Origin of the sequence: Lysinibacillus xylanilyticus, from assembly GCF_001708185.1 — a bacterium.
In the GTDB taxonomy this organism is placed as follows: Bacteria; Bacillota; Bacilli; order Bacillales_A; family Planococcaceae; genus Lysinibacillus; species Lysinibacillus xylanilyticus_A.
The window spans coordinates 112,205-132,897 of record NZ_MDDN01000001.1 but is presented as its reverse complement, the minus strand read 5'-3'; the positions used below and the strand labels follow the sequence as shown (position 1 = coordinate 132,897).

The 20,693-nt window shown below is 37.6% G+C and carries 20 protein-coding genes and 1 pseudogene; 12 read left to right on the top strand and 9 right to left on the bottom strand.

Annotated elements, in window-relative coordinates; genetic code table 11:
* Positions 1-8 precede the first annotated feature (8 nt).
* Positions 9-1,010, top strand: coding sequence for a serine hydrolase domain-containing protein (locus BFJ97_RS00660; protein WP_068982735.1), 1,002 nt, complete (start codon positions 9-11; stop codon positions 1,008-1,010).
* 95 nt (positions 1,011-1,105) lie between these two features.
* Entirely contained in the window at positions 1,106-2,602 is a 1,497-nt protein-coding gene (locus BFJ97_RS00655) for a carboxypeptidase M32 (protein WP_068982734.1), read from the top strand.
* Positions 2,603-2,845: 243 nt separating this feature from the next.
* Here the strand turns inward: BFJ97_RS00655 and tnpC are convergent.
* From tnpC to BFJ97_RS00640, 3 genes and pseudogenes are all read right to left on the bottom strand, one after another.
* Positions 2,846-4,400, bottom strand: a pseudogene (tnpC, locus tag BFJ97_RS00650) (IS66 family transposase).
* Positions 4,401-4,465: 65 nt separating this feature from the next.
* Positions 4,466-4,819, bottom strand: a complete 354-nt coding sequence (gene tnpB / locus BFJ97_RS00645) for an IS66 family insertion sequence element accessory protein TnpB (RefSeq protein ID WP_068982733.1) — start codon at positions 4,817-4,819, stop codon at positions 4,466-4,468.
* Positions 4,816-5,010 (bottom strand): hypothetical protein, encoded by a 195-nt coding sequence (locus tag BFJ97_RS00640; RefSeq protein WP_068982732.1) that lies wholly within the window; start codon positions 5,008-5,010, stop codon positions 4,816-4,818. The genes tnpB and BFJ97_RS00640 overlap by 4 nt, the downstream gene beginning before the upstream one ends.
* 719 nt (positions 5,011-5,729) lie before the next feature.
* On the opposite strand from BFJ97_RS00640, the gene BFJ97_RS00635 reads away from it, so the two are divergent.
* Entirely contained in the window at positions 5,730-6,257 is a 528-nt protein-coding gene (locus BFJ97_RS00635) for a hypothetical protein (RefSeq protein ID WP_068982731.1), read from the top strand.
* Positions 6,258-6,290: 33 nt separating this feature from the next.
* Positions 6,291-6,554, top strand: a complete 264-nt coding sequence (locus BFJ97_RS00630; protein WP_068982730.1) for a hypothetical protein — start codon at positions 6,291-6,293, stop codon at positions 6,552-6,554.
* A 381-nt stretch (positions 6,555-6,935) separates the two neighbouring features.
* Here BFJ97_RS00630 and BFJ97_RS00625 read toward each other — a convergent pair whose 3' ends face one another.
* From BFJ97_RS00625 to BFJ97_RS00615, 4 genes are all read right to left on the bottom strand, one after another.
* A complete protein-coding gene (locus BFJ97_RS00625; RefSeq protein WP_068982729.1) occupies positions 6,936-8,597 on the bottom strand; it encodes a b(o/a)3-type cytochrome-c oxidase subunit 1 in 1,662 nt (553 codons plus the stop codon).
* A complete protein-coding gene (locus tag BFJ97_RS00620; protein WP_068982728.1) occupies positions 8,584-9,075 on the bottom strand; it encodes a cytochrome B5 in 492 nt (163 codons plus the stop codon). Before BFJ97_RS00620 ends, BFJ97_RS00625 begins: the two co-directional genes overlap by 14 nt.
* Before the next feature lie 24 nt (positions 9,076-9,099).
* The gene (locus BFJ97_RS25365) at positions 9,100-9,222 is read right to left on the bottom strand and encodes a hypothetical protein (protein WP_263297538.1); all 123 of its coding nucleotides are present in this window, start codon (positions 9,220-9,222) and stop codon (positions 9,100-9,102) included.
* Positions 9,223-9,583: 361 nt separating this feature from the next.
* Entirely contained in the window at positions 9,584-10,039 is a 456-nt protein-coding gene (locus tag BFJ97_RS00615) for a chemotaxis protein CheX (protein WP_068982727.1), read from the bottom strand.
* Between the two features lie 611 nt (positions 10,040-10,650).
* Here BFJ97_RS00615 and BFJ97_RS00610 point away from each other — a divergent pair.
* Complete coding sequence (locus BFJ97_RS00610; protein ID WP_068982726.1) at positions 10,651-11,265, top strand: pyroglutamyl-peptidase I; 615 nt, start codon at positions 10,651-10,653, stop codon at positions 11,263-11,265.
* Positions 11,266-11,620: 355 nt separating this feature from the next.
* Here the strand turns inward: BFJ97_RS00610 and BFJ97_RS00605 are convergent, their stop codons facing one another.
* Positions 11,621-11,941 carry a DUF4183 domain-containing protein gene (locus BFJ97_RS00605; RefSeq protein ID WP_068982725.1) on the bottom strand — a complete coding sequence of 107 codons (321 nt, stop codon included), beginning with the start codon at positions 11,939-11,941 and terminating at the stop codon, positions 11,621-11,623.
* A 36-nt stretch (positions 11,942-11,977) separates the two neighbouring features.
* Entirely contained in the window at positions 11,978-12,403 is a 426-nt protein-coding gene (locus tag BFJ97_RS00600; RefSeq protein WP_068982724.1) for a DUF4183 domain-containing protein, read from the bottom strand.
* 423 nt (positions 12,404-12,826) lie between these two features.
* Between BFJ97_RS00600 and BFJ97_RS00595 the strand changes: the two genes are divergently transcribed.
* The 7 genes from BFJ97_RS00595 to BFJ97_RS00570 all read left to right on the top strand — a co-directional run bounded on the left by BFJ97_RS00595 (position 12,827) and on the right by BFJ97_RS00570 (position 20,663).
* Entirely contained in the window at positions 12,827-16,438 is a 3,612-nt protein-coding gene (locus BFJ97_RS00595) for a dynamin family protein (protein WP_068982723.1), read from the top strand.
* Positions 16,439-16,448: 10 nt separating this feature from the next.
* A complete protein-coding gene (locus tag BFJ97_RS00590) occupies positions 16,449-17,258 on the top strand; it encodes a sulfurtransferase (protein WP_068982722.1) in 810 nt (269 codons plus the stop codon).
* Between the two features lie 117 nt (positions 17,259-17,375).
* Positions 17,376-17,510 (top strand): hypothetical protein, encoded by a 135-nt coding sequence (locus tag BFJ97_RS25360; RefSeq protein ID WP_302621777.1) that lies wholly within the window; start codon positions 17,376-17,378, stop codon positions 17,508-17,510.
* Positions 17,511-17,542: 32 nt separating this feature from the next.
* Positions 17,543-17,776, top strand: a complete 234-nt coding sequence (locus BFJ97_RS25000; protein ID WP_068982721.1) for a hypothetical protein — start codon at positions 17,543-17,545, stop codon at positions 17,774-17,776.
* Positions 17,766-18,044 carry a hypothetical protein gene (locus BFJ97_RS00580; RefSeq protein ID WP_068982720.1) on the top strand — a complete coding sequence of 93 codons (279 nt, stop codon included), beginning with the start codon at positions 17,766-17,768 and terminating at the stop codon, positions 18,042-18,044. The genes BFJ97_RS25000 and BFJ97_RS00580 overlap by 11 nt, the downstream gene beginning before the upstream one ends.
* A 197-nt stretch (positions 18,045-18,241) precedes the next feature.
* Positions 18,242-19,075, top strand: a complete 834-nt coding sequence (locus BFJ97_RS00575; protein ID WP_068982719.1) for an MBL fold metallo-hydrolase — start codon at positions 18,242-18,244, stop codon at positions 19,073-19,075.
* 385 nt (positions 19,076-19,460) lie between these two features.
* Positions 19,461-20,663, top strand: coding sequence for an NAD(P)-dependent malic enzyme (locus tag BFJ97_RS00570; RefSeq protein ID WP_068982718.1), 1,203 nt, complete (start codon positions 19,461-19,463; stop codon positions 20,661-20,663).
* Positions 20,664-20,693: the final 30 nt, after the last annotated feature.

Sequence of the window (20,693 nt, the reverse complement as noted above, 5' to 3'; positions counted from 1 at the left end):
AGGTTCCTATGCAAACAACAATCAATTGGCAAATGGTAGAATCGGAGAACGTAAAGATGGACAGTAATAAGCTTTCCGAGCTAGAGCAGACGATAACATGTGAGTATAGCAATATAAATGGCATTGTTATTGTCAGAAATGGTAGTTTAGCATTTGAAAAATATTTTAATGGTAAAGGTCGTGAGGATACTCATCATGTAGCATCTGTAACAAAAAGTGTCCTATCTGCACTTATTGGTATCGCAATTGCTAAAGGATATATTAAAAGCGTTGAACAGAAAGTGTTGGATTTTTTTCCTGACTATAGTCTAGATGCTAAAAAACATGACATTACTTTACGTCATCTTCTTACGATGACGGTACCATATCCATTTGTGGATTGGCAGGAACCATTAGATATACTTTGTCAGCAACAGGACTGGGTACAGTATACGCTAGATATTATGGGGGAAAAGGGGGATGTGGGCATGTTTAAGTATTCCACAGCAGGGGCTCATTTACTGTCAGCCATTCTTACTCGAAGTACAGGCAAGAATGCTCGTGCGTTCGCGAATGAACATTTATTTACACCGCTTGGCATGAAAGAAATTCCTGATTATCGAATGGATGCATATGGGTTTGATGATTTATTCGGGAAAAACGTGAAAGGGTGGGTTCATGATCCAAACGGTAACTCGACAGGTGGATGGGGGCTAACTTTAACTACTCGTGATATGGCACGATTTGGCTACCTCTATTTAAACAATGGTATTTGGGGTAATAATGAGGTTCTTCCAGAGAGATGGATTCGTGAATCAACAGAGTTGAACGATAATCATTACGGGTATTTATGGTGGCTACGACAAGAAGATGGAATATTTACATATGCAGCAATAGGGGATGGAGGCAATATGATTTGTTGTATACCGAAAATGAATATGGTTGTGGCAATTACCTCAGAATTTATGATGAATCCACGCGATAGATGGTTATTAATTAATGAGCATATTATTCCTGCGGTAATAGATTAAATTTTCTTACCATTTATACAAGGGAAGTTCGTCCATAATATACAAAATATTCGAAAATATGATAAACTAGTAGCGTGAAAAAGGAGGATGATAGTATGACTGTACAACAATTTACAGACTATGTGAAAAAAATGCAGCACTATGAAGAAGCACTCAATGTGATTTATTGGGATATGCGCACTGGTGCACCTAAGAAGGGATTAGCACAACGCGCAGAGGTAGTTGGAACATTATCCGCCTCCTTGTTTGATATGCAAACTAGTGAAGAATTAGGGGAGTTATTAACTGTTCTAGAGGCACAAAAGGCAGAACTCGATTATGTTACGCAGCGTTTAGTGGAAGAAGTACGCAAAAATTACGATCAAAATAAAAAAATTCCTGCTGATGAATATAAGGAATACGTTATTTTACAATCAAAAGCAGAAACAGCTTGGGAAGAGGCAAAAGCAACTAATAATTATGCTTCATTCCTACCTTATTTAGAGGACATCATAAGCTGCCAGAAGAAATTTATTCAATATTGGGGTATTAAAAACGGTTCTCCATACAATACATTATTAGATTTATATGAACCTGAAATGACGACAGAAGTTTTAGACCAAGTATTCGGTGAATTACGTGAAACAATTGTTTCTCTTGTGCAAAAAATCACAGCTTCACCAAATAAACCAGATACAAGTATGTTATTTAAGCATTTCCCGCGAGAGTCACAGCGTGCATTATCATTAGAAATGTTAACGCAACTGGGCTATGATTTTGAGGCAGGTCGCTTGGATGAAAGTGTGCATCCATTTATGATTGGGTTGAATCATGGAGATAATCGTATTACAACGAAATATGATGAAAATGATTTCCGTTCAGCAATTTTTGGCACAATTCATGAGTGTGGACATGCCATGTATGAACAAAACATCGATGCTAAGCTTGGTGGTTTACCATTAGCAACAGGTACATCTATGGGTATCCATGAATCGCAATCTTTATTTTATGAAAATTTTGTTGGTAGGAACGAAAAGTTCTGGGAGCATAACTATGAGCGCCTTCAAAAGTATTCACCTGCACAGTTTGGAGATATAGCTTTAGCTGATTTCCTTCGAGCAATTAATATGGTAGAGCCTTCTTTTATTCGTATTGAAGCGGATGAGTTAACATATCCACTACATATTATGATTCGTTATGAAATTGAACGTGACCTATTCAATGGCGATCTTCAAGCAAAGGATCTTCCGCAAGTATGGAATGATAAGTACGAAGAATATTTAGGTATTCGTCCTGAAACAGATGCAATAGGCGTATTACAAGATATGCATTGGTCAGGAGGCATGTTTGGTTATTTCCCATCCTATGCTTTAGGCATGATTTATGCTGCGCAATGGAAGCATGCCATGGATAAAGATATTCCAAACTTTGATGAGCTGTTAGAAAAGGGTGAGCTTCTGCCAATTCGGGAATGGTTAACAGATAAAGTCCATCAATATGGTGCACTGAAAAAGCCTTTCGAATTACTACAGGAGGCGACAGGGGAAGGTTTAAATGCTAAATATTTAGCAAACTATTTACAAGAAAAGTATACGAAGCTGTATCAACTCTAAAGCAAAGAGGCTGAGACAAAACCTTAAAAATAATTAAATTATAGAAGAAGCCCGGGGTATTTTACGAACAGTAAAGTTTTCCGGGCTTTGTATTTGAACATAAAAATAAGTTAATCAGGTATTCCACGTAAACAAGTTCAGAGACTCCAATTAAAACGTAAGCCCGAAATATAAAAAAATAAGCGCACCTTCTCAGTACGCACGACTAATGGCCATCTACCCTGAATTTTTTCGGATAGATGGCTATTTTGCACATGTGGCTTGGATTTTTTTCGACCAAGGCATGTAATTCTTTAAAATCTCTGGCTGCTGATGAATCGGTAAATTTGGCAATTCTGTCATTAACGTCACTAGGTATTGATAGAAATCGATGCCGTTTGCTTTTGCCGTTTCAGCCAAACTTAAACAGATGGCATTCGCTTTAGCGCCTGCTTCACTAACAGAGAAAAGCCAGTTCTTACGACCAATCACATTTGGACGAATCGCATTTTCAGCCGGATTATTATCGATTTCAATCCTACCATCGAACAGAAAAGCTTTTAATCCATGTACACGATTTAATGTGTATTCGGCAGCTTTAGCTAAGGCATTTTTTCCGAAGAAAGGCGATTCATCCACCCATTTTAAGAATTTCTCTACAATCGGCTTTGAATGTTTTTGCCGTGATTTTCGGCGTTTACCTGGTGAAAGATGCTTGAATTGACGTTCTAGGTGATACAGTTGATCACAGTAATCCACGCCAATGCCAATTTGCCCGTTTTTGCTATCAGCTTTCAGCCAATAGCGTCGCACATGCGCCCAACAGTTGGCGAACGTGACATCAGGTAGATTCCCGTATGCAGAATAACCATCACAAATCACAGTTCCTTGAAAACCAGCTATAAATTCTTCTAATACAGAACAGTTTCTCGATAATGCACTTTGAAAAAGAACGATGATCGGTCCTTGACTTGGCACACTTCGGGACACCCAATTATAGGCGTTCGATTGACCGGATTTTCCGTCTGAACGATTGATTATTTGCGCATAGGTTTCATCTACATGTAGAACGGATTTTGCTGTTAATGTCTGCTTCATCTGTTCATAAATCGGTAGAAGCCAATCTTCAGCTGCACGGATCACCCAGTTTGATAAGTTCTTATCATTCGTAAGCAGGCCATATCGTTCCCACTCCTTTACCTTACGGTATAGAGGCAAGTATTGGATGAACTTATCATAGATCAGTTTTGCTAGAACGGTAGGTCCCGCAATACTTCGCTGAATGGCAGCTTGTGGGGCTTTCCCACGTTTCATTTGTGCTTTTTGTGGCATCCATTTTACAGTGCTTGCACTCGTAGGCATGTTCAATATGCTGGATGCGCATCATTTTTGCCGGAATGAATTTTGCTTCTTCACGCGCAATAGTTGTACCGGCTTCGGTCATTTGGCCAAGGCAACAGTCGCATTGTGTATTGGTGGGATGATGGTGAATTTCTTCTATTTCAATCCCATCACGAAAAGAATCATTCCGTTTTTTCTTATGTAGTTTACGGACAACGGTATACGTAACAGTTGGCGTGCTTTGTTCTTCTGTCTGCTCAGAATCGTTAAAAAACGGATCGTCCTCAAATAAAGAGCCTTGTCCGTCTGGTGCTTGATACTTTGATTTTTCCGTTTTGGAACCGTATAAAGCTTTTGTTAATTGGCGAACTTGTTCTGTTAACACTTCAATTTGTTTCGATAAATCTTTGTTTTGGTTTTTCATATACGCAAGTTGTTCTTCAAGAAGTTGAATCACTTTTTCGTTAGAAGTGCTCATCAAATCATTCACCACATTTCGTTCAATCTAAGTTATGGTTGATTATACCATCTTAGAAAGTAAATTTAAAAGACACCTTTTGCAGATTTCGCAATTGCCTTTGGTTGCTGAAGCGATAAACCTTCTAAAAGCCAGCGAAGTTCCTTTTGTGAAAGGTTACGTACTTCCTTTTCATCTTTTGGCCATTGCAGTTTGCCATTATCTAATCGTTTATAAAGTATGGCGAAGCCATCTCCATCAAAATACAAACATTTATAACGGTCTTTACTCGTTCCAGAAAATAAGAAGATGGAATCACTATATGGATCGAGTTTAAAAGAATCCTGAATGAGTGCTGCGAGACCGTCGATACCTTTACGCATATCGGTCTTACCGCAAATAATGTAGATGTTCTGCACGCTCGTAAAATCTTGCTTCATTGATTATTCAACTCCTTCAGGATCGTTTGGATGATGCGCTCATCTACGCCATTAAAGAAGGAAATTTCAGCACTAGTTGTTTTAATGATGCAGCTCGGCTCAGGAGAGTTTTGTGGTGAAGTTGTTGATGAAGAGTTGTCAGTGATCGGATCTAGTGTCACAGGGACAATTGTTAGTTTGGTAGTTGACATAAAGAAGCACCTCCTCTAATTTTGATACATTTATCATCGTACCGGAGGTGCCTGGTTATTTATATGCGTTATTTGATTACGGGCTTACATTAAAACCATTATATCTTTCCATAATCCGCCCTTTTATGGAATAGCTAAAATCTGGATTAAAAAAAGGACATAAAATGCCAATAAGACAAATCTAATTATTTTTAGTATACAATTCCAATGACTCTTCAACTTCACCCCATTTTACATTCATTTAACTTCATCTTCACTTACTTTTGCCCCGCCTTTTGAAACTCCTACCGAGGTAAATGTTAAATTTTTAGGTGGTTCAGTGAAATCCTCTGTTTTATTCCGACTGATTGCAGGTCATCTTTCCCACAGAATTTATTCAGGCAGCTCTTCACTAATTGTGTTTATGCACGTAAGTGAAAGGAAGTGATAGAGGAGCAATCTTTACAAACATTTCCTAAGCTTTAACCTCGTTAAATTTTTCGGGTCAATATTCTGTATGGTTTGAAAATATTTATAATATCTTTGAATCTTAATTTTTCTGACTTTTATCAATTTTTGTTCAATTACCGTCGAAAATTGATTTTGAAATTTTTATAGCTAATGATAAGCTCAATATACTCCGGAGAAAGTAAAAAAAAGAGAAAATACCAATATTATATTTCGAAAATTTAGATAACTAGAGATCGAGCATCTTGAAAAAGTAAATTGGAGGTTTTGGTATGAATGTTAAATTAAGGAATAAAGTGTATAAACCTTTTAGTTGGCTCATGTCAATTGCCTTAATGCTATCTATTTTTCCACCTGGCATAGCTAGTGCTCAAGAAAATTATGATGATCCCACACCAAAAGAACTTAAACAACCGATCGAAACATTAAAAGCTATAGAAGAGATCCCCGATGAATTGTTAGAATCAGGAGACTCTAAAGCTATTAATCAATACTTCAACGATAGAGGTATTACATCTAGTGTTTACAATCCCGAAATCGGGGAAAAAGCACCTATGATTAAACAGCCACGTGGGTGGTGGGATTGTAGTTTAGCTATTGGAGAATTAGTTTTAATGAACGCTATTCCCATTGCTAAATTAACTAAAATTAAAAAGTATATTAAAGAATTAGGTGGCGCAATAGAAACAGCTAAATTATTAGTTGGAGCAACAACTGCTAAAGAAAAAATAGCTGCTTTATCCGCATTAATTGCAGAACTAACTGGATTTACAAATGTAAAAAATGCATGTAATCTATAAAAATAAGTAATAGAGGGAGGGTTCAAGAGAGATATGACTACACAATTATCTTTATTTATAATAACCCTATGTGCTGTTTGTATTATAGGTGTTCTTTTAAGTAAAAATAAAAAATTAAATCAAACAAAACTTGTCACTATCAATTCTGAAAACCCTGAACTTATTTCAGAAGTCCGAAACATGATTAAATCTAACATAGACAATACTAAAATAGTAAACCATGTTAGAGAAAAAACTGGTTTAGGACTAGTCGAAGCAAAAAAGTATATAGACAATATTAAAACTAAAAAAGAGTAGCTTAATGTTATGTCATCCTATAATGTATAAATAAGATTTTATGCCATAACTCGTAAGCCAGGGAATCTATCACGATCGCTGGTAGTACGAACAGCATGAGTCTTTGAAGGACTATTCGCGCTCGCTTTCGCTATTTTTCCGAATCCAACAGATATGCGTACAGGACCTACTGACTTCCTTTTCTTGATCGAATGGAAGAGGAGTATTTTGAATTACCCACCATATTGTCGCAGATACCTGTTAGCAGAGAAGTAGGGTAGAGAATAAGAATAACTCAATGAATCCAAGAAAAAAGAGAACTCAAATGACTTTGATTTCTCTTTTTCTTGGATATCGGCTAGTTATGTCCCATCCGCTTTTTCATGAAGATACAAAACATTGTTACCAAAGTTGATAGCCTTTAGAGCCAGGAGGGGAATTAGCAATGATATCGAAAATTGGGATCGTATAGGCAAATAAAATTAATGCTACTAAAATCACAAGCCATACTTTAAAGTTTTCTAAGATGGCCGGTGTCGTTCCGCCATTTTCATGTACTTCACCAACTGGGAATTCCTCTTCGCCTTTTGGCGCAAACCAAGCTAATTTCACCACAATATAAATAATGACTAAGATGGCGATGAATAGGATCGTGCCACCAACTGCTTGCGCAATTTGATAAGGAATCCAATCATAAGCTTGTTGAGCACCACCATACTCAGAGTAATCAGAACGGCGAGGTGCACCGAATAGACCAGCGATATGCATAGCGGAGGACATAATTGTCATACCAGTTGCCCATAAAATACCAGCAAAATTACCGAGATTGTTTAAAGATTTAGTTAGTGTACGACCTGTTAAATGTGGAATTAACCAAAATGCCGCACTGAAATAAGTTAATACGACGGCTGTTGCAATTGTTAAATGGAAATGACCTGTCACCCAAATGGTATTATGGATTAATTGATTCATTTGGTAAGAGGCATTGACGATACCGCCTGCACCACCAGGAATAAATGCGACCATACCGATAAATGGCACAAAGAAACGAGAATCTTTCCATGGTAATTTTTTAAACCAACCGAAAAGCCCTTTACCACCTAATTCACGACCTCGTAATTCAAACATTGAAAACATCGAGAAGGCGGTCATTAAGGATGGCACGATTACAGCAAATGTTAAAACAACTTGAATGAATTTCCATGTGCTAGAAATACCAGGCTCTGTTAATTGGTGATGGATCCCAACTGGTACAGAGAAAATTAAGAATAGCATAAACGAAAGTCTTGCTAAAGAATCAGAGAAAATTTTTCCGCCAATAACCTTTGGAATAACAACATACCAAATCATATAAGCTGGTAATAACCAGAAGTATACAAGAGCATGACCGAAATACCAGAATAATGTACGTGATAATGCTACGTCAACGCGTTCAATGAAGCCTAAAGACCATGGGAGTAGCTGGAATAGAACAGAAACAGCTACGCCTAGAGTTGCTACGAACCACATGAGATTGTTGACAACAACCATAAATGATAGTAATGGGCTTCGTTGTCCGCTTCCTTTGTTTTCTTTCCGCCACTGTGCATATCGTAAAATTTGACCTGCGCCGCCAACCCAAGAACCGACAACGACTAATGTAAGGCCTAAATAGAAAATCCAGTGAGCTTTCAGTGGAGCATAGAACGTATATAAAACAGTTGCTTTGTTAAGTAAAACCATTGTTGCGGCAGCTGCTGTACCAATTGTCATTAACCAGAAGCCGATCCAGCCAAGACGACGTTGACTAGCTGTAAATGTCCCCGACGTACGGCTAACACTAGCAATTTGGAAACCATAAATAAAGAACGTTGTTAAAATAAGTCCGAGTAAAACACCGTGTACGGTTAAAATTTGATAGTAACCAATGCCTGCTGGTAATGTGAATTGACCAGAGCGTACGAAAACTTGTAATAAACCTGCAAGACCTCCTAATAATAATGCGATGAATGCCACGTAAATATGTGCCATCGCAAGCTTCGCATCACGATGATCCACCTTTGTCAAATTATTATTTAGACTCATTTGGATCCACCACCTTTAGCATAGAGTGCATCATCGTATGTCCTGTACCACAGTACTCATTACATACAATTAAAAATTCGCCTACTTTATTTACTTCTGTTACATATTCAGAAATATAACCAGGTTCAAGCATCATATTAATATTTGTACCTGCAACCTCAAAACCGTGCATCACATCTTCACTAGTTGCAATGAATTTCACTTTCGCGCCAAGCGGAACTTCAATTTCAGGTGGGTTATAATAAAATGCGGATGCTAAAACAACAACTTCATAATCCCAATCCTTACCTTCGACTTTATGAACACCGGGATTATCGAAAGGTGGAAATTCTTTTACTTTCTCATAATCTAGTGTTTTTTTACCAACGTTCGGATGTGAACCTTGATGAAATGCACCGATGCCGAGAATAATCAGGAATGCTACTAAAGTTGTAACTCCAAACACAAGCCAATATTTCTCATACTTATGTAAGTGCATAAGTCTCTGTCCCTTCTTAGTAGATTAAAAACGTTCGATGAACAAATTGAAGCAGTACACCCAAAGCAAGATGATCATGATGCCTACTCCAAATACCGCATAGAGTGAACCTTTTAAATTTTCATCAGGTTTTTTTTTATTTGCCATTTTTGCTCCTCCTACGCTTTTATTGTGGTCTTTCTAATTGACATGATATATAAATAAATTTTCTTTAGATGTGAAAAAAATCACACATATTAGCGAATTATGTGAAGGAAATGTGAAATATTGAGGAGAGGATTTAAAAAAGCCACCTCAATAGTCATTGAGATGGCGTGAATTAAAGTTGAAATTGGAGTAATTTTATTAAAATCTCTTATTTTTCTAGAAATTTTACTATTAGTAAATTTGGTTCAAGGCTTATGGTGTAGCCTCTACTAATTAATGCGAATGACAATGCGTATTCATAGATGCAAATTGCAGTACATAGGATATATTATTTGGAAGAGTTCGATATCCTATCGTTCTATTATCCTTCTTCAATCGTCAATAGAACTGTTAGTGCACCAATGTTTGGAATTGTAACAGGAAGTACGAATGCCTTATCAAAGCCATATAGTTTTGTATTGCCAACCATGACTGTTGGCGGTGTGATATCAATTTCTAAGTTTTCTTGTCCTACGGTTGTACATAAATTACCTGCAATCATATTTCCAAACTCTCCGGTGAAAGATTCTAGCATTTCTCCTTCAAGAGGCATACCAAACATAGTATTGCCGATGCCACTAAATACTTCAGGCGAAGAATCGATGATTACACGGCCTTTTAAATCTCCTATTAAGCCAATTAAAACACCCATTTGCTGTTGTTGAAAGGGTTCAGAAATTATATTTGGCGTTTTCACTTCAATATCCATAGGTAGGATCGATTTTAAAGCGTGAATTGTCCCGTTTAAAATAGTTTGAAAGTACTTCGAATTACTCATCATTACCGCATCCTTTTTCCGACTTTTCTACATCTTACCATGATAAATGGGTAAGATGAAAGTATGTCTTGACGAATTAATGGGAAATTTATATTATATTAATGAGAATGATTTTCAAATTCAATAAGTGGACGCGTACGTCTATATAAAAATAATTCTTTAGTCCAAATTTTTATAAAAAAGGAGCGGTCGGCAATGACATTCGTATTTATTGGAGCAACAGTGGCTATCTATATAGGAGTAGGGAAATACGTCATGAAACAGGCTACTGCACATTTAAAATAAGAAAACTAGGCATGTTGATTAGGGAACAACAGGTTTATTGTTGGCTTATTAAAGTTTTTTATTTTGCTAATGTATATGCTGATTGTAGCGGAAGCTAGCGGTTCTAATATTTAGATAAAAGTGGCGTAAATAACGACCATTTTCATACAGGTAGAGCATGACCCGAGTAATTTTGGGTTATGCTTTTTTATTAATTTTAAACCTATCGTTGCAATAAAATGCAAAAAAAAGTTGTTTGTTTTTTCTGAAATTTGTTTTAAAATTAAATAAATCCATACGGTTATGAAACAATGAAAAAATGTTCAATAGAAATTTAGGTGAAGAAAATGACAAAAATATTATTAACAGGGTTTGTACCATTTCTTGAATATAAAATTAATCCAACAATGCAAATTGTAGAAAAGTTAAATGGAGAAAAGATGGGTGGCTATGAAATTGTAGGCCGGGTTTTGTCTGTAGATTTTCAGCAATCTGCTCAGCAGCTGAAACAATATATTGCTGAGATAAAGCCACAAATCATTATTTCATTAGGACTAGCTGGAGGACGTTTTAAAATAACGCCAGAGCGAATTGCGATTAATGTTAAAGATGGTGAAGCAGATAATAATGGTTATACACCAGTTGATGAGCGTATTTATGATGGAGGTGTAGACGCCTATATAACGAATTTACCGATCAGAAATATGGTGAATCGATTATGTAAAGAAGGGTATCCAGCGGAAATTTCAAATACGGCAGGAACCTATTTATGTAATAATATTATGTATGAAGGGTTAGTTTACGCAAAGCAATATAAAGATGTACGTGCTGGATTTATACATATTCCTGCGTCATTTGATTTGGCGATTCAGCATGGAAAAATACCGGGATGGAATATTCAAGATTTAATAACTTGTATTAGGCTCTGCATCGAGGAGACAATTCGCGCAACAAATGATTGATTTTCCTCATACGATGTGGATTTGCCGACGCACAATTCTTTTAATGAAGAAAATTCAAATGCTTATACATATCAAAGGAATTTTGACATCGAATGAAGTTAGGTCTACAGTAAAAGAAAATCAAAATTTCCGTGCAAACAATATGTATACACGGAGAAGACTCATATGCACTGGATTATGCAAAAAAATTATGAATTAAAGCGTCAAACGATATAAGTAGTATGAATGGATGGATGCCCTAAAATGTAGGGCATCCACTTTTAATTATAGGAAGGTATATTATTGGAAAGTAGTGTTCCTATACTATTGTAGTATTCGATTACATATACATCCCAACCCAATTTATTCATGAACACTAAATTGTAGTCACTAACTCTACAGCTTCAATAACGATTGGTGTTCCAGCAGAGATAGCGCCTGTAACAGTATGAAACGTTAATTCTGTAGCAGAAACTGTATAGGATGCACCTTCTTGAAGCACACCATTTATATATAAATTATAGTAACCGTTTGTTACGATTGGAAAAGTAGTTGCAGCATTACCGCTATCATTTAAGAAGGTAGTAGCAGCAACCGTTGTACCATCTGTGATTGTTAAGGGTGTAGCTAAAACATTAAAAAATCTTCTCGAAGTACCTGAAACATTTACATGGATATTGATAATGGAAAGTGCCACTTATTTTCACCCCCTTTCAAAGCGATGATTCTTATTTTATTTTGTAGAAAATCCTAATGATTCTATAATAATTGGTGTTCCTCTATAAATTGTTGAATTATAAGGATTCACGGTTAGGGAGGTTGTAGTTATGGTAAATATCCCCCCCTCCTGCATAACACCATTGATATAAAGATTGACGTAGCCATTCGGATTGAAAATTGAAAATTCAGTTATTAGATTCCCGTTGTCATGGAAAAATAGGTTAGCTGGTAGAGTTGCCCCATTAGTCAAATCAATATCTGATGTAACAATATAGAAATATCTATTGACTGTTGGAATAATTTCTCCATTAGGCTCAATGACTGGGAGAGGGGCTACTGTAGGAATGGTGCTGACTTTTATACGAGGCCATATAAAACGATCTTCACAATCACATGCCCATTGTCGCTCGAATTTTTGGTGTTCCCTATAATTCACCATATTTTTATCACTCCATTTATTTATTGTTACCCCCATAGCTTTCATTGTTATTAGTGATGCAATCGCTCATCAAACAATTTATTAACTTTATTTATCCTCACCTTAAAATATGAAGAAAATTATTTGCTTCTTAGATATGCATCCTTTATGAAATAGAAATTAGTAGTTTTTTTAGAAGTATCACGCTTTATTCCAACACCGTGTGTACAAATATTACGTCTGAAACCCTGATATATATGCTTTTGAAAGTAAATTAGTGTTATACTTTGCTTGTCGAATAAGGTAGAATACTAATTATGATTATCTTCATTCAGAGAAACTACCACCTCTGAAATGGTAAAATGAATGCGGTTATAGTTCCTATCCAAACATTACTGAATGAAGATCAAATTGATTAATATGAATAAAGGGGTTACTGGTTTTATGAATGATTTTGAACAACAGTTGGAGGGGCTTTTAAAGCAAGCCGCGTTACAATACATAATTTATCAGCATAATGATGATACAGTGCGTATGGATAAGACATCACTTTTTGCACGTAAAATACAGCAAAAAGAATATGTTATTGGCTTTGCAGGTCATTTCTCTGCTGGTAAGTCGAGTATGATTAACGCATTATCAGGTGAAGACTTACTTGCGTCAAGTCCAATTCCAACGAGTGCCAATATCGTAAAAGTCCATAAATCAGACGAAGACTTTGCGATTGTCTATATGCACAATGAAAAACCTGTGAAATTTGAAGCAGACTATGATTTTAAAACGGTAAAAGAGCTAAGTAAAAATGGGGATCTCGTGTCACAAATTGAAATTGGACATAGCACATCGACATTACCACTAGGCGTCACTGTAATGGATACGCCAGGTGTCGATTCAACAGATGATGCACACCGTATGTCAACTGAGTCAGCTCTTCATATTGCTGATATCGTATTTTATACTATGGACTACAATCACGTGCAATCGGAATTGAATTTCCAATTTACCAAGCAATTAATGAAGTACAATCCAAACGTTTATTTAATCGTTAACATGATTGATAAGCATAAAGAAAATGAATTAAGTTTTGAGGAATTTAAAGCAACGGTTCACAATTCTTTTGCGGCTTGGGGAGTAGTACCAAAAGGCGTATTTTTCACTTCCTTAAGAGAGCCTGAACACCCTTATAACGATTTTGAGGTCGTAAAGAAAATCGTTATGGATAGTATGAATGATTGGCAGGATCAGCTTGTACAGACTGCATCAAATACATTGCGTTTATTACAAAGTGAGCATGACAATTATTTAGCGGAAGAAAGACAGGATCGTTTAGATATCGATGAAGATGTTTTAAGTGCCGATGATTGGGCACACCATAAAGATATATTAGAACAGTACAATAAATTAAATCGTCAGGTTGAATTGTTCTCAGTAGAGGCATGGAATGAAACGTTTGAAGAGCAACGTAAAGAACTACTTGCGAATGCAGCGATTATGCCTGCAGATTTACGCGATAAATTACGTCTGTATTTAGAAAGTCAGCAAGAAGGCTTCAAGGTGGGAGGCTTATTTACCGCCAAGAAAAAAACAGAGGAAGAGCGTAACCGCCGCAAAGAAGACGTCTATAGCACTTATCAAAACGTTGTACATGCACAAATTACTGGACATTTAAAAGGGTTGATGAAAAAGGTGATAAAGGATGTTGGTGCGTTAAATGAAGAACGTGCTACAGCTATTGATGCCTACGCCTTTGAATTACCATTTTCACTTATTGAGCAGCATGTACAAGTAGGTGCAATTTTAACGGGAGATGCTGTGTTAAATTTTGCTAATCGTGTGGCAGAGGCGACTAAGCGCTACTATATCCAGGAAACAGATAATTGGAAGGATGCGCAAGCCTCAACATTACAGGCGGTAGCAACAGAAACGGCTGCTCCATCTAAATTAAAAATGGCAGGGATGCAAGCGAAAGTTGATGCCATTCATGCAGTGCTTGAAATTGAGGGTTACCAGCAATATAGTGCAAGCATTATGCATCAGGCGAGTAATGAAATTCGTAAACTGGCAAATCAACAGCTTACAAACTGGGACAATGCCTTTAAGAAAGATTTAGCAGAGATTCGATTATTTGATGAATCGATGTTAAAACCAAAAGAGGAAGCGTTACAGCAAGAAGAGGCACAGCAAGCAGCTAGTGCAACAAGTCTTCCTATTGAAGGTGTGGTTAAGCGTGCACTTCATACGGCAAATGCTGTAAAAGAGGTACAAGGCTTTGCGGAAGTAGCAACTTACTTAGAAAATAAGGTAGAACGATTACAGAAAAAGGATTTCACAATCGCGCTGTTCGGTGCATTTAGTGCTGGGAAATCTTCATTCTCTAATGCCTTAATGGGTGCCAAGGTTTTACCTGTATCACCAAACCCTACAACGGCGGCTATTAATAAAATTCGTCCTGTGACACCAGAGCATCCGCATGAAACAGCCGATGTATTATTAAAAACAGCTGACCAAATGCTTGAGGACATTCAAGGTTCGTATGCAGCAGTTGGTTTATCAGTTTCTACTCTAGAAGAAGCGTTTAATCGTGCAGATGAAGGACTTGCGGTGCAGCTAACGGACGAACGCTTAAATGTGCATAAATCATTTATTCGTGCATATAAAGAAGGATTCCCAACATTTAAGTCTGAGCTTGGGAAAGTATTACGTGTTAATCGTGAAGAGTTCGAAAAATTTGTTGCACAAGAAAATAAATCATGCTTTGTTGATAATATTGATTTCTATTATGATAGTCCGTTAACACGCATGGGTGTGACACTTGTTGACACACCAGGAGCAGATTCTATTAATGCGCGTCATACAGGTGTTGCGTTTGAATATATTCGTAATGCTGATGCAATTTTGTTTATTACTTATTATAATCATGCATTTGCAAAAGCTGACCGTGAGTTTTTAATTCAGCTAGGACGTGTGAAGGACGCCTTCGAACTTGATAAGATGTTCTTTATCGTCAATGCGATTGATTTAGCGACAACAGAAGAAGAGCAGGAAGATGTAAAAGGTTATGTACGTTCAGAGTTACAACGCTTTGGCATTCGCTTCCCTCGACTTTACGGTGTGTCGAGCTTAATGGCTTTAAAAGAAAAAGTAGAAGGTGCTGATTTAACATCAGGTATGCCGCCTTTCGAAGATGCCTTCCACACATTCTTGAATGATGAATTAAGTGCATTGGCTGTGCAGGCACTTGCAGAGGAAGTCGATAAAACGGAACAACGTTTAGGTGATTTGATTGCACAGACAGAAGAGAACTTAAAGCGTAAAGACGAGCGTTTAGAGGAATTAACAACACTTGAACAGCATATTAAATCGAAGTTCAATACGCTCAATACAAGTATGCTAGAAAGTGAAACGAAGCAAGAGCTTGATGAATTACTGTATTATGTCCTTCAGCGCGTGTATTATCGTTACCCAGAGTTCTTTAAGGAAGGCTACAATCCGTCAACATTCGCAGCAATGCCAGCTCAGCAAGCTTTAGAGCATGCATTAAAGGAAGTAATGCAAAGCTTACGATTTGATTTTACGCAAGAAATGCGAGTAACAAACTTCCGTTTATCACAGTTTATAAGTAAGAAGATGCAACTGCGCTTTAAAGATGAAGTACGTGAGCTTAAAGAATTAAACCGCAGCTTCTCATTTTTAGCGTTTGAACCTTCTGAGCCAGATTTGCTTGATTTTGAAGGACCATTTACAGATATCGTGAAATATGCAGGGGTGAAATCACATTTCCGCAATCCGAAGGCATTCTTTGAAAAGAATGAAAAAGTGAAGCTAAGTGAGGCGCTTGAGGTATTAACGAAACCAGATGCGCAAAACTACTTAGATGCACAGAAAATATCTCTCATGACATGGGCCATTACTTTTATTGCTGAGGAAGCAGAGAAATTACGTCTGTATATTTACCATCAGGCTCTTGAACAAATTGCCACAGAAAGACTTGCACTTCAAGAAGAAAGTCGTTTAGCTTCTTGGAAAGATATTTACGCTCAATTACAATACGTGTGAGGTGATTCACTTGGGAAAAGTATTCAAATTAGTTGAGGAAATTCAATTAGACGGAGCCCGTTTCGTAGATGCTCGCTTTGATTTACAAGACAAAGAAGCAGGTAAAAAAGCATTTGAAGAAGGGCATGCACCAGGAGCAATTTATATTGATTTAGAGCAAGAGCTGTCAGATATGGAGTCCAACAATGGTCGTCATCCAATGCCAAACAAGGAAAAGCTAGCGGCCGTATTTCAAGGATTAGGGTTACGCTATGAAGACCAAATTGTTGTTTACGATCAAGGAGCTGCACCATTTGCACCACGTGCTTGGTGGATGCTGACGTATGCAGGCTTTCCGAATGTAGTGATTGTGAATGGCGGTGCACCCGCTCTTGAGGAAAAGATATCGTTCACAAAAGATATTATTAAATACCCACCAACTACGATTGAATTTACTTGGCAAGATGAATTGTATGCTCCACGTCAAGCGGTAAAAGCCATTGTAGATGGAGAGGTAAATGCGACGTTGTTAGATGCGCGTGCAGCAGTTCGCTACCGTGGTGAAATAGAGCCTCTTGATAAAGTAGCTGGGCATATTCCAACGGCGAAAAACTTTGACTGGGAGCAATTAAAATCCGATGGTCAATTGCAAGCCAATGATGCGTTACGTAGCAAAGTTGCACGCGACGAGCACGTAGTTGTTTATTGTGGCAGCGGTGTTACAGCATCACCATTGTATGCAGTGCTAGCAGATGAAGGTTATGAAAATATTCAACTGTATGTAGGCAGCTTTAGTGACTGGATTACAGAATATGATGTAGAAAAAGGGACAAATGAATAATTGATTAAAGACGAAACGCTCACTTCGGTGGGCGTTTTTTTGTTTTTATTGGAGTGGAAAGGGGAGTGAGAGCTAAGGTGACGGATAGAAATCAGAGCGACGGAAAGAAAAGCCGAAGTGACGGAAAGAAAGGCAAGAGCGACGGAAAGAAGAGCCGAAGCGACGGATAGAAAACAGAGCGACGGAAAGAAAAGCCGAAGCGACGGAAAGAAAGGCAAGAGCGACGGAAAGAAGAGCCAAAGTGACGGATAGAAATCAGAGCGACGGAAAGAAAGGCAAGAGCGATGGAAAGAAGAGCGAAGGTGACGGATAGAATCAGAGCGACGGGAAGAAAAGCAAAAGCGACGGAAAGAAAGGCAAGAGTGACGGATAGAGATCAGAGCGACGGAAAGAAAGATAAGAGTGACGGAAAGAAAGGCAAGAGCGACGAAAAGAAAAGCCGAAGTGACGGAAAGAAAGACAAGAGTGACGGAAAGAAAGGTAAGAGCGACGGAAAGAGGAGCCAAGGTGACAGATAGAATCAGAGCGACGGAAAGAAAGAGAAGAGCGACGGAAATAAGAGCCAAGGTGACAGATAGAATCAGAGCGACGGAAAGAAAAGCCGAAGCGACGGAAAGAAGAGCCAAGGAGACGGATAGAATCGTTAAAGCGACGGATAAAAATCCAAAGTCGTGGATAGAAGCGTCAAAGTCGTGGATAGCACCGCCCAAATCGTGGATAGAACCGTCAAAATCGTGGATAGACTCACCAAAATCGTGGATAGCACGCCAGAACGAGCAATTATGAAACAATATATGTGGATTTTACCCTCCGCTCAGCAAGATGGACTTTTTTATGATTGTAAAATACGATGCTATGGTCTCTCTAGTAATACTGAAAGTTTTAATAGTAATCATCTTTCGATGCGAATTGTTATGTACTCTTAAAATGACTGACTATTCATTTTGTGTTACACTCTTTTTACAAAGGGGGAAGGAGGAAAAATGATGTTTAAACGAGAGAAAAGTATAGAAATTCAACGAAATCGAGATGTGCAATGTTCACATGGTAAAGTAGCAGTTGATGGTTTTGGATTGAGTGTTTATTGCTTTTTTGTCGATGGGTTATTAATTGATACAGGTTCTTACTCACTGACACAGGAGTTCCAATCCTTTTTTAACGAGATACCGATTGAACAAGTGGCACTGACACATTCCCATGAGGATCATGCAGGAAATGCAGCATGGATTCAACAGCATAAGGGTGTACCAATCTTTGTTCATCGTGATTCGGTTAGTATTTGTGCAGAGGATGGAGACTATCCAATTTATCGACAGGCATTATGGGGAGAACGACCGGCTTTTGTAGCGCAACCATTTGGCGATACATTGCAAACGAATACAGCAACATGGGACGTTATTGCAACACCGGGACACACAACAGATCATGTATCATTTTACAATCGTAAAACAGGTGCTATGTTTACAGGCGATTTGTATATACAGACGAAAACAAAGGTTGTCCTTGATGAAGAAAATATCGTACATACCTTGGCGTCTTTAAAGAAAATATTAAACTATGATTTTGAGGAAGTGTATTGCTGTCATGCAGGCTATATAGCGGATGGTCGAGCAAAAATACAAGAAAAAATAGCTTATTTAGAAGACATGGAGGGTAATGTCAAGCAATTGTTTAATAAAGGTTATTCAGTAGAAGAAATCACTAAAGCAATCTTTGTTCGTGATTATCCGATTACTAAAGTATCAGGGGAACAGTGGTCTTCCAAACATATTATCACCGCTTTTATCAACCAATTTAGGCAAGAGTCCTTTATATAAGGGCTCTTTTTTGTTAGTTAGAATGAAATAATAAAAAGCTTTGTGAAAAAATGTGAAGAAAATGTGACGAAGCTAGATGTAATAATGGATGCGCTTACATTAGTTTGTGAAAAATTTCTCTTTTACATAAGAAAAATACTATGTGAAAAGTTGAACAGCCTGAATGGCGATATGTGTACATTTTTTTAGATGGAAACCAATTAATCAATTATATTGAAATAATTGATTGTGAAAGTAATAACAAGATGAAAAAGTGGTATTTTCGATAGTAAATGCCTTTATTTCTAATGAAAAATAAAATTGACAGAAAATTCGTTGACTTTGCTTTCACAAAGTATTATGATTCTAAAATATATAATAATTCATAAGAAAAGGATGGGATTGAATGGATGTTATGAAAAAGGCTTTAGAAATGCACGAGCATTATTGTGGAAAATTAGAGGTGATTTCAAAGGTACCTGTGCAAGATTCCTATGATCTAAGTCTTGCATATTCTCCAGGGGTAGCTGCACCTTGTATAGAGATTGAAAGAAATCCATCACTTGTTTACGACTATACTATGAAAGGAAATATGGTGGCAGTTGTTTCAGATGGTACTGCGGTACTAGGTTTAGGAGATATCGGTCCGAAGGCAGCATTACCAGTAATGGAGGGGAAGGCGATTTTATTAAAGCGTTTTGCCAATGTTGATGCTTTTCCTATTTGTTTAGATACGAAGAATACGGATGAAATCGTCAGCATTGTGAAGGCGCTTGCTCCAACTTTTGGTGCTGTAAATTTAGAAGATATTTCAGCACCAAGATGCTTTGAAATTGAAGATCGTCTCCGCCAAGAATGTGATATTCCGGTGTTCCATGATGATCAGCATGGGACGGCGATTGTCGTAGGTGCAGGGATGATTAATGCTAATCGTATTGTAAAAAAAGATGTGGCAACAATGAAGGTTGTCATTAACGGCGCAGGCGCAGCGGGGATTGCTATTTTACGTATTCTTGTGCAAATGGGTTATAAAAATATTTATATGTGTGATACAAAAGGTCTTATTTATGAAGGGCGCGCTGAAGGGATGAATCCAATTAAAGAAACGGTTGCCCATTTAACAAATCCAGAAAAATTGCATGGAACATTGGAGGATGCCCTACTGGGTGCTGATGTCTTTATCGGTGTATCAGTTGCAAATTTATTAACAGAAGCGCATATTGCTTCTATGAATGAAGATCCAGTCGTGTTTGCACTAGCAAATCCAAATCCAGAAATTAAGTATGAAAATGCTAAAGCGTGGGGTGTACGTGTAATGGGAACGGGACGCTCAGATTATCCAAACCAAATTAACAATGTGCTTGCTTTCCCTGGTATTTTCCGTGGGACATTGGATGTGCGAGCAACGGATATTAATGAAGCGATGAAGTTAGCCGCAGTTGAAGCGATTGCATCCCTTGTAAGTGACGAGGAATTAACAGAGGAATATATCGTGCCTAAATCATTAGATGAGCGGGTAGTTGCAATTGTTTCACGTGCTGTAAGTGGTGCTGCTGTTGAGTCAGGTGTATCAGAACTATTCCAACAAAATACAGTACTTTCAGTTTAATAATTGCTCAATTTAAAAAGTAAATCTCCC

Excerpts from the sequence above, each read along its gene's own strand:
- BFJ97_RS00660 (WP_068982735.1), top strand. The coding sequence starts at position 9 with ATGCAAACAACAATCAATTGGCAAATGGTAGAATCGGAGAACGTAAAG.
- BFJ97_RS00655 (WP_068982734.1), top strand. The coding sequence starts at position 1,106 with ATGACTGTACAACAATTTACAGACTATGTGAAAAAAATGCAGCACTAT.
- tnpB (WP_068982733.1), bottom strand. The coding sequence starts at position 4,819 with ATGAAGCAAGATTTTACGAGCGTGCAGAACATCTACATTATTTGCGGT.
- BFJ97_RS00640 (WP_068982732.1), bottom strand. The coding sequence starts at position 5,010 with ATGTCAACTACCAAACTAACAATTGTCCCTGTGACACTAGATCCGATC.
- BFJ97_RS00635 (WP_068982731.1), top strand. The coding sequence starts at position 5,730 with ATGAATGTTAAATTAAGGAATAAAGTGTATAAACCTTTTAGTTGGCTC.
- BFJ97_RS00630 (WP_068982730.1), top strand. The coding sequence starts at position 6,291 with ATGACTACACAATTATCTTTATTTATAATAACCCTATGTGCTGTTTGT.
- BFJ97_RS00625 (WP_068982729.1), bottom strand. The coding sequence starts at position 8,597 with ATGAGTCTAAATAATAATTTGACAAAGGTGGATCATCGTGATGCGAAG.
- BFJ97_RS00620 (WP_068982728.1), bottom strand. The coding sequence starts at position 9,075 with ATGCACTTACATAAGTATGAGAAATATTGGCTTGTGTTTGGAGTTACA.
- BFJ97_RS25365 (WP_263297538.1), bottom strand. The coding sequence starts at position 9,222 with ATGGCAAATAAAAAAAAACCTGATGAAAATTTAAAAGGTTCACTCTAT.
- BFJ97_RS00615 (WP_068982727.1), bottom strand. The coding sequence starts at position 10,039 with ATGAGTAATTCGAAGTACTTTCAAACTATTTTAAACGGGACAATTCAC.
- BFJ97_RS00610 (WP_068982726.1), top strand. The coding sequence starts at position 10,651 with ATGACAAAAATATTATTAACAGGGTTTGTACCATTTCTTGAATATAAA.
- BFJ97_RS00600 (WP_068982724.1), bottom strand. The coding sequence starts at position 12,403 with ATGGTGAATTATAGGGAACACCAAAAATTCGAGCGACAATGGGCATGT.
- BFJ97_RS00595 (WP_068982723.1), top strand. The coding sequence starts at position 12,827 with ATGAATGATTTTGAACAACAGTTGGAGGGGCTTTTAAAGCAAGCCGCG.
- BFJ97_RS25000 (WP_068982721.1), top strand. The coding sequence starts at position 17,543 with ATGGAAAGAAGAGCGAAGGTGACGGATAGAATCAGAGCGACGGGAAGA.
- BFJ97_RS00575 (WP_068982719.1), top strand. The coding sequence starts at position 18,242 with ATGATGTTTAAACGAGAGAAAAGTATAGAAATTCAACGAAATCGAGAT.
- BFJ97_RS00570 (WP_068982718.1), top strand. The coding sequence starts at position 19,461 with ATGGATGTTATGAAAAAGGCTTTAGAAATGCACGAGCATTATTGTGGA.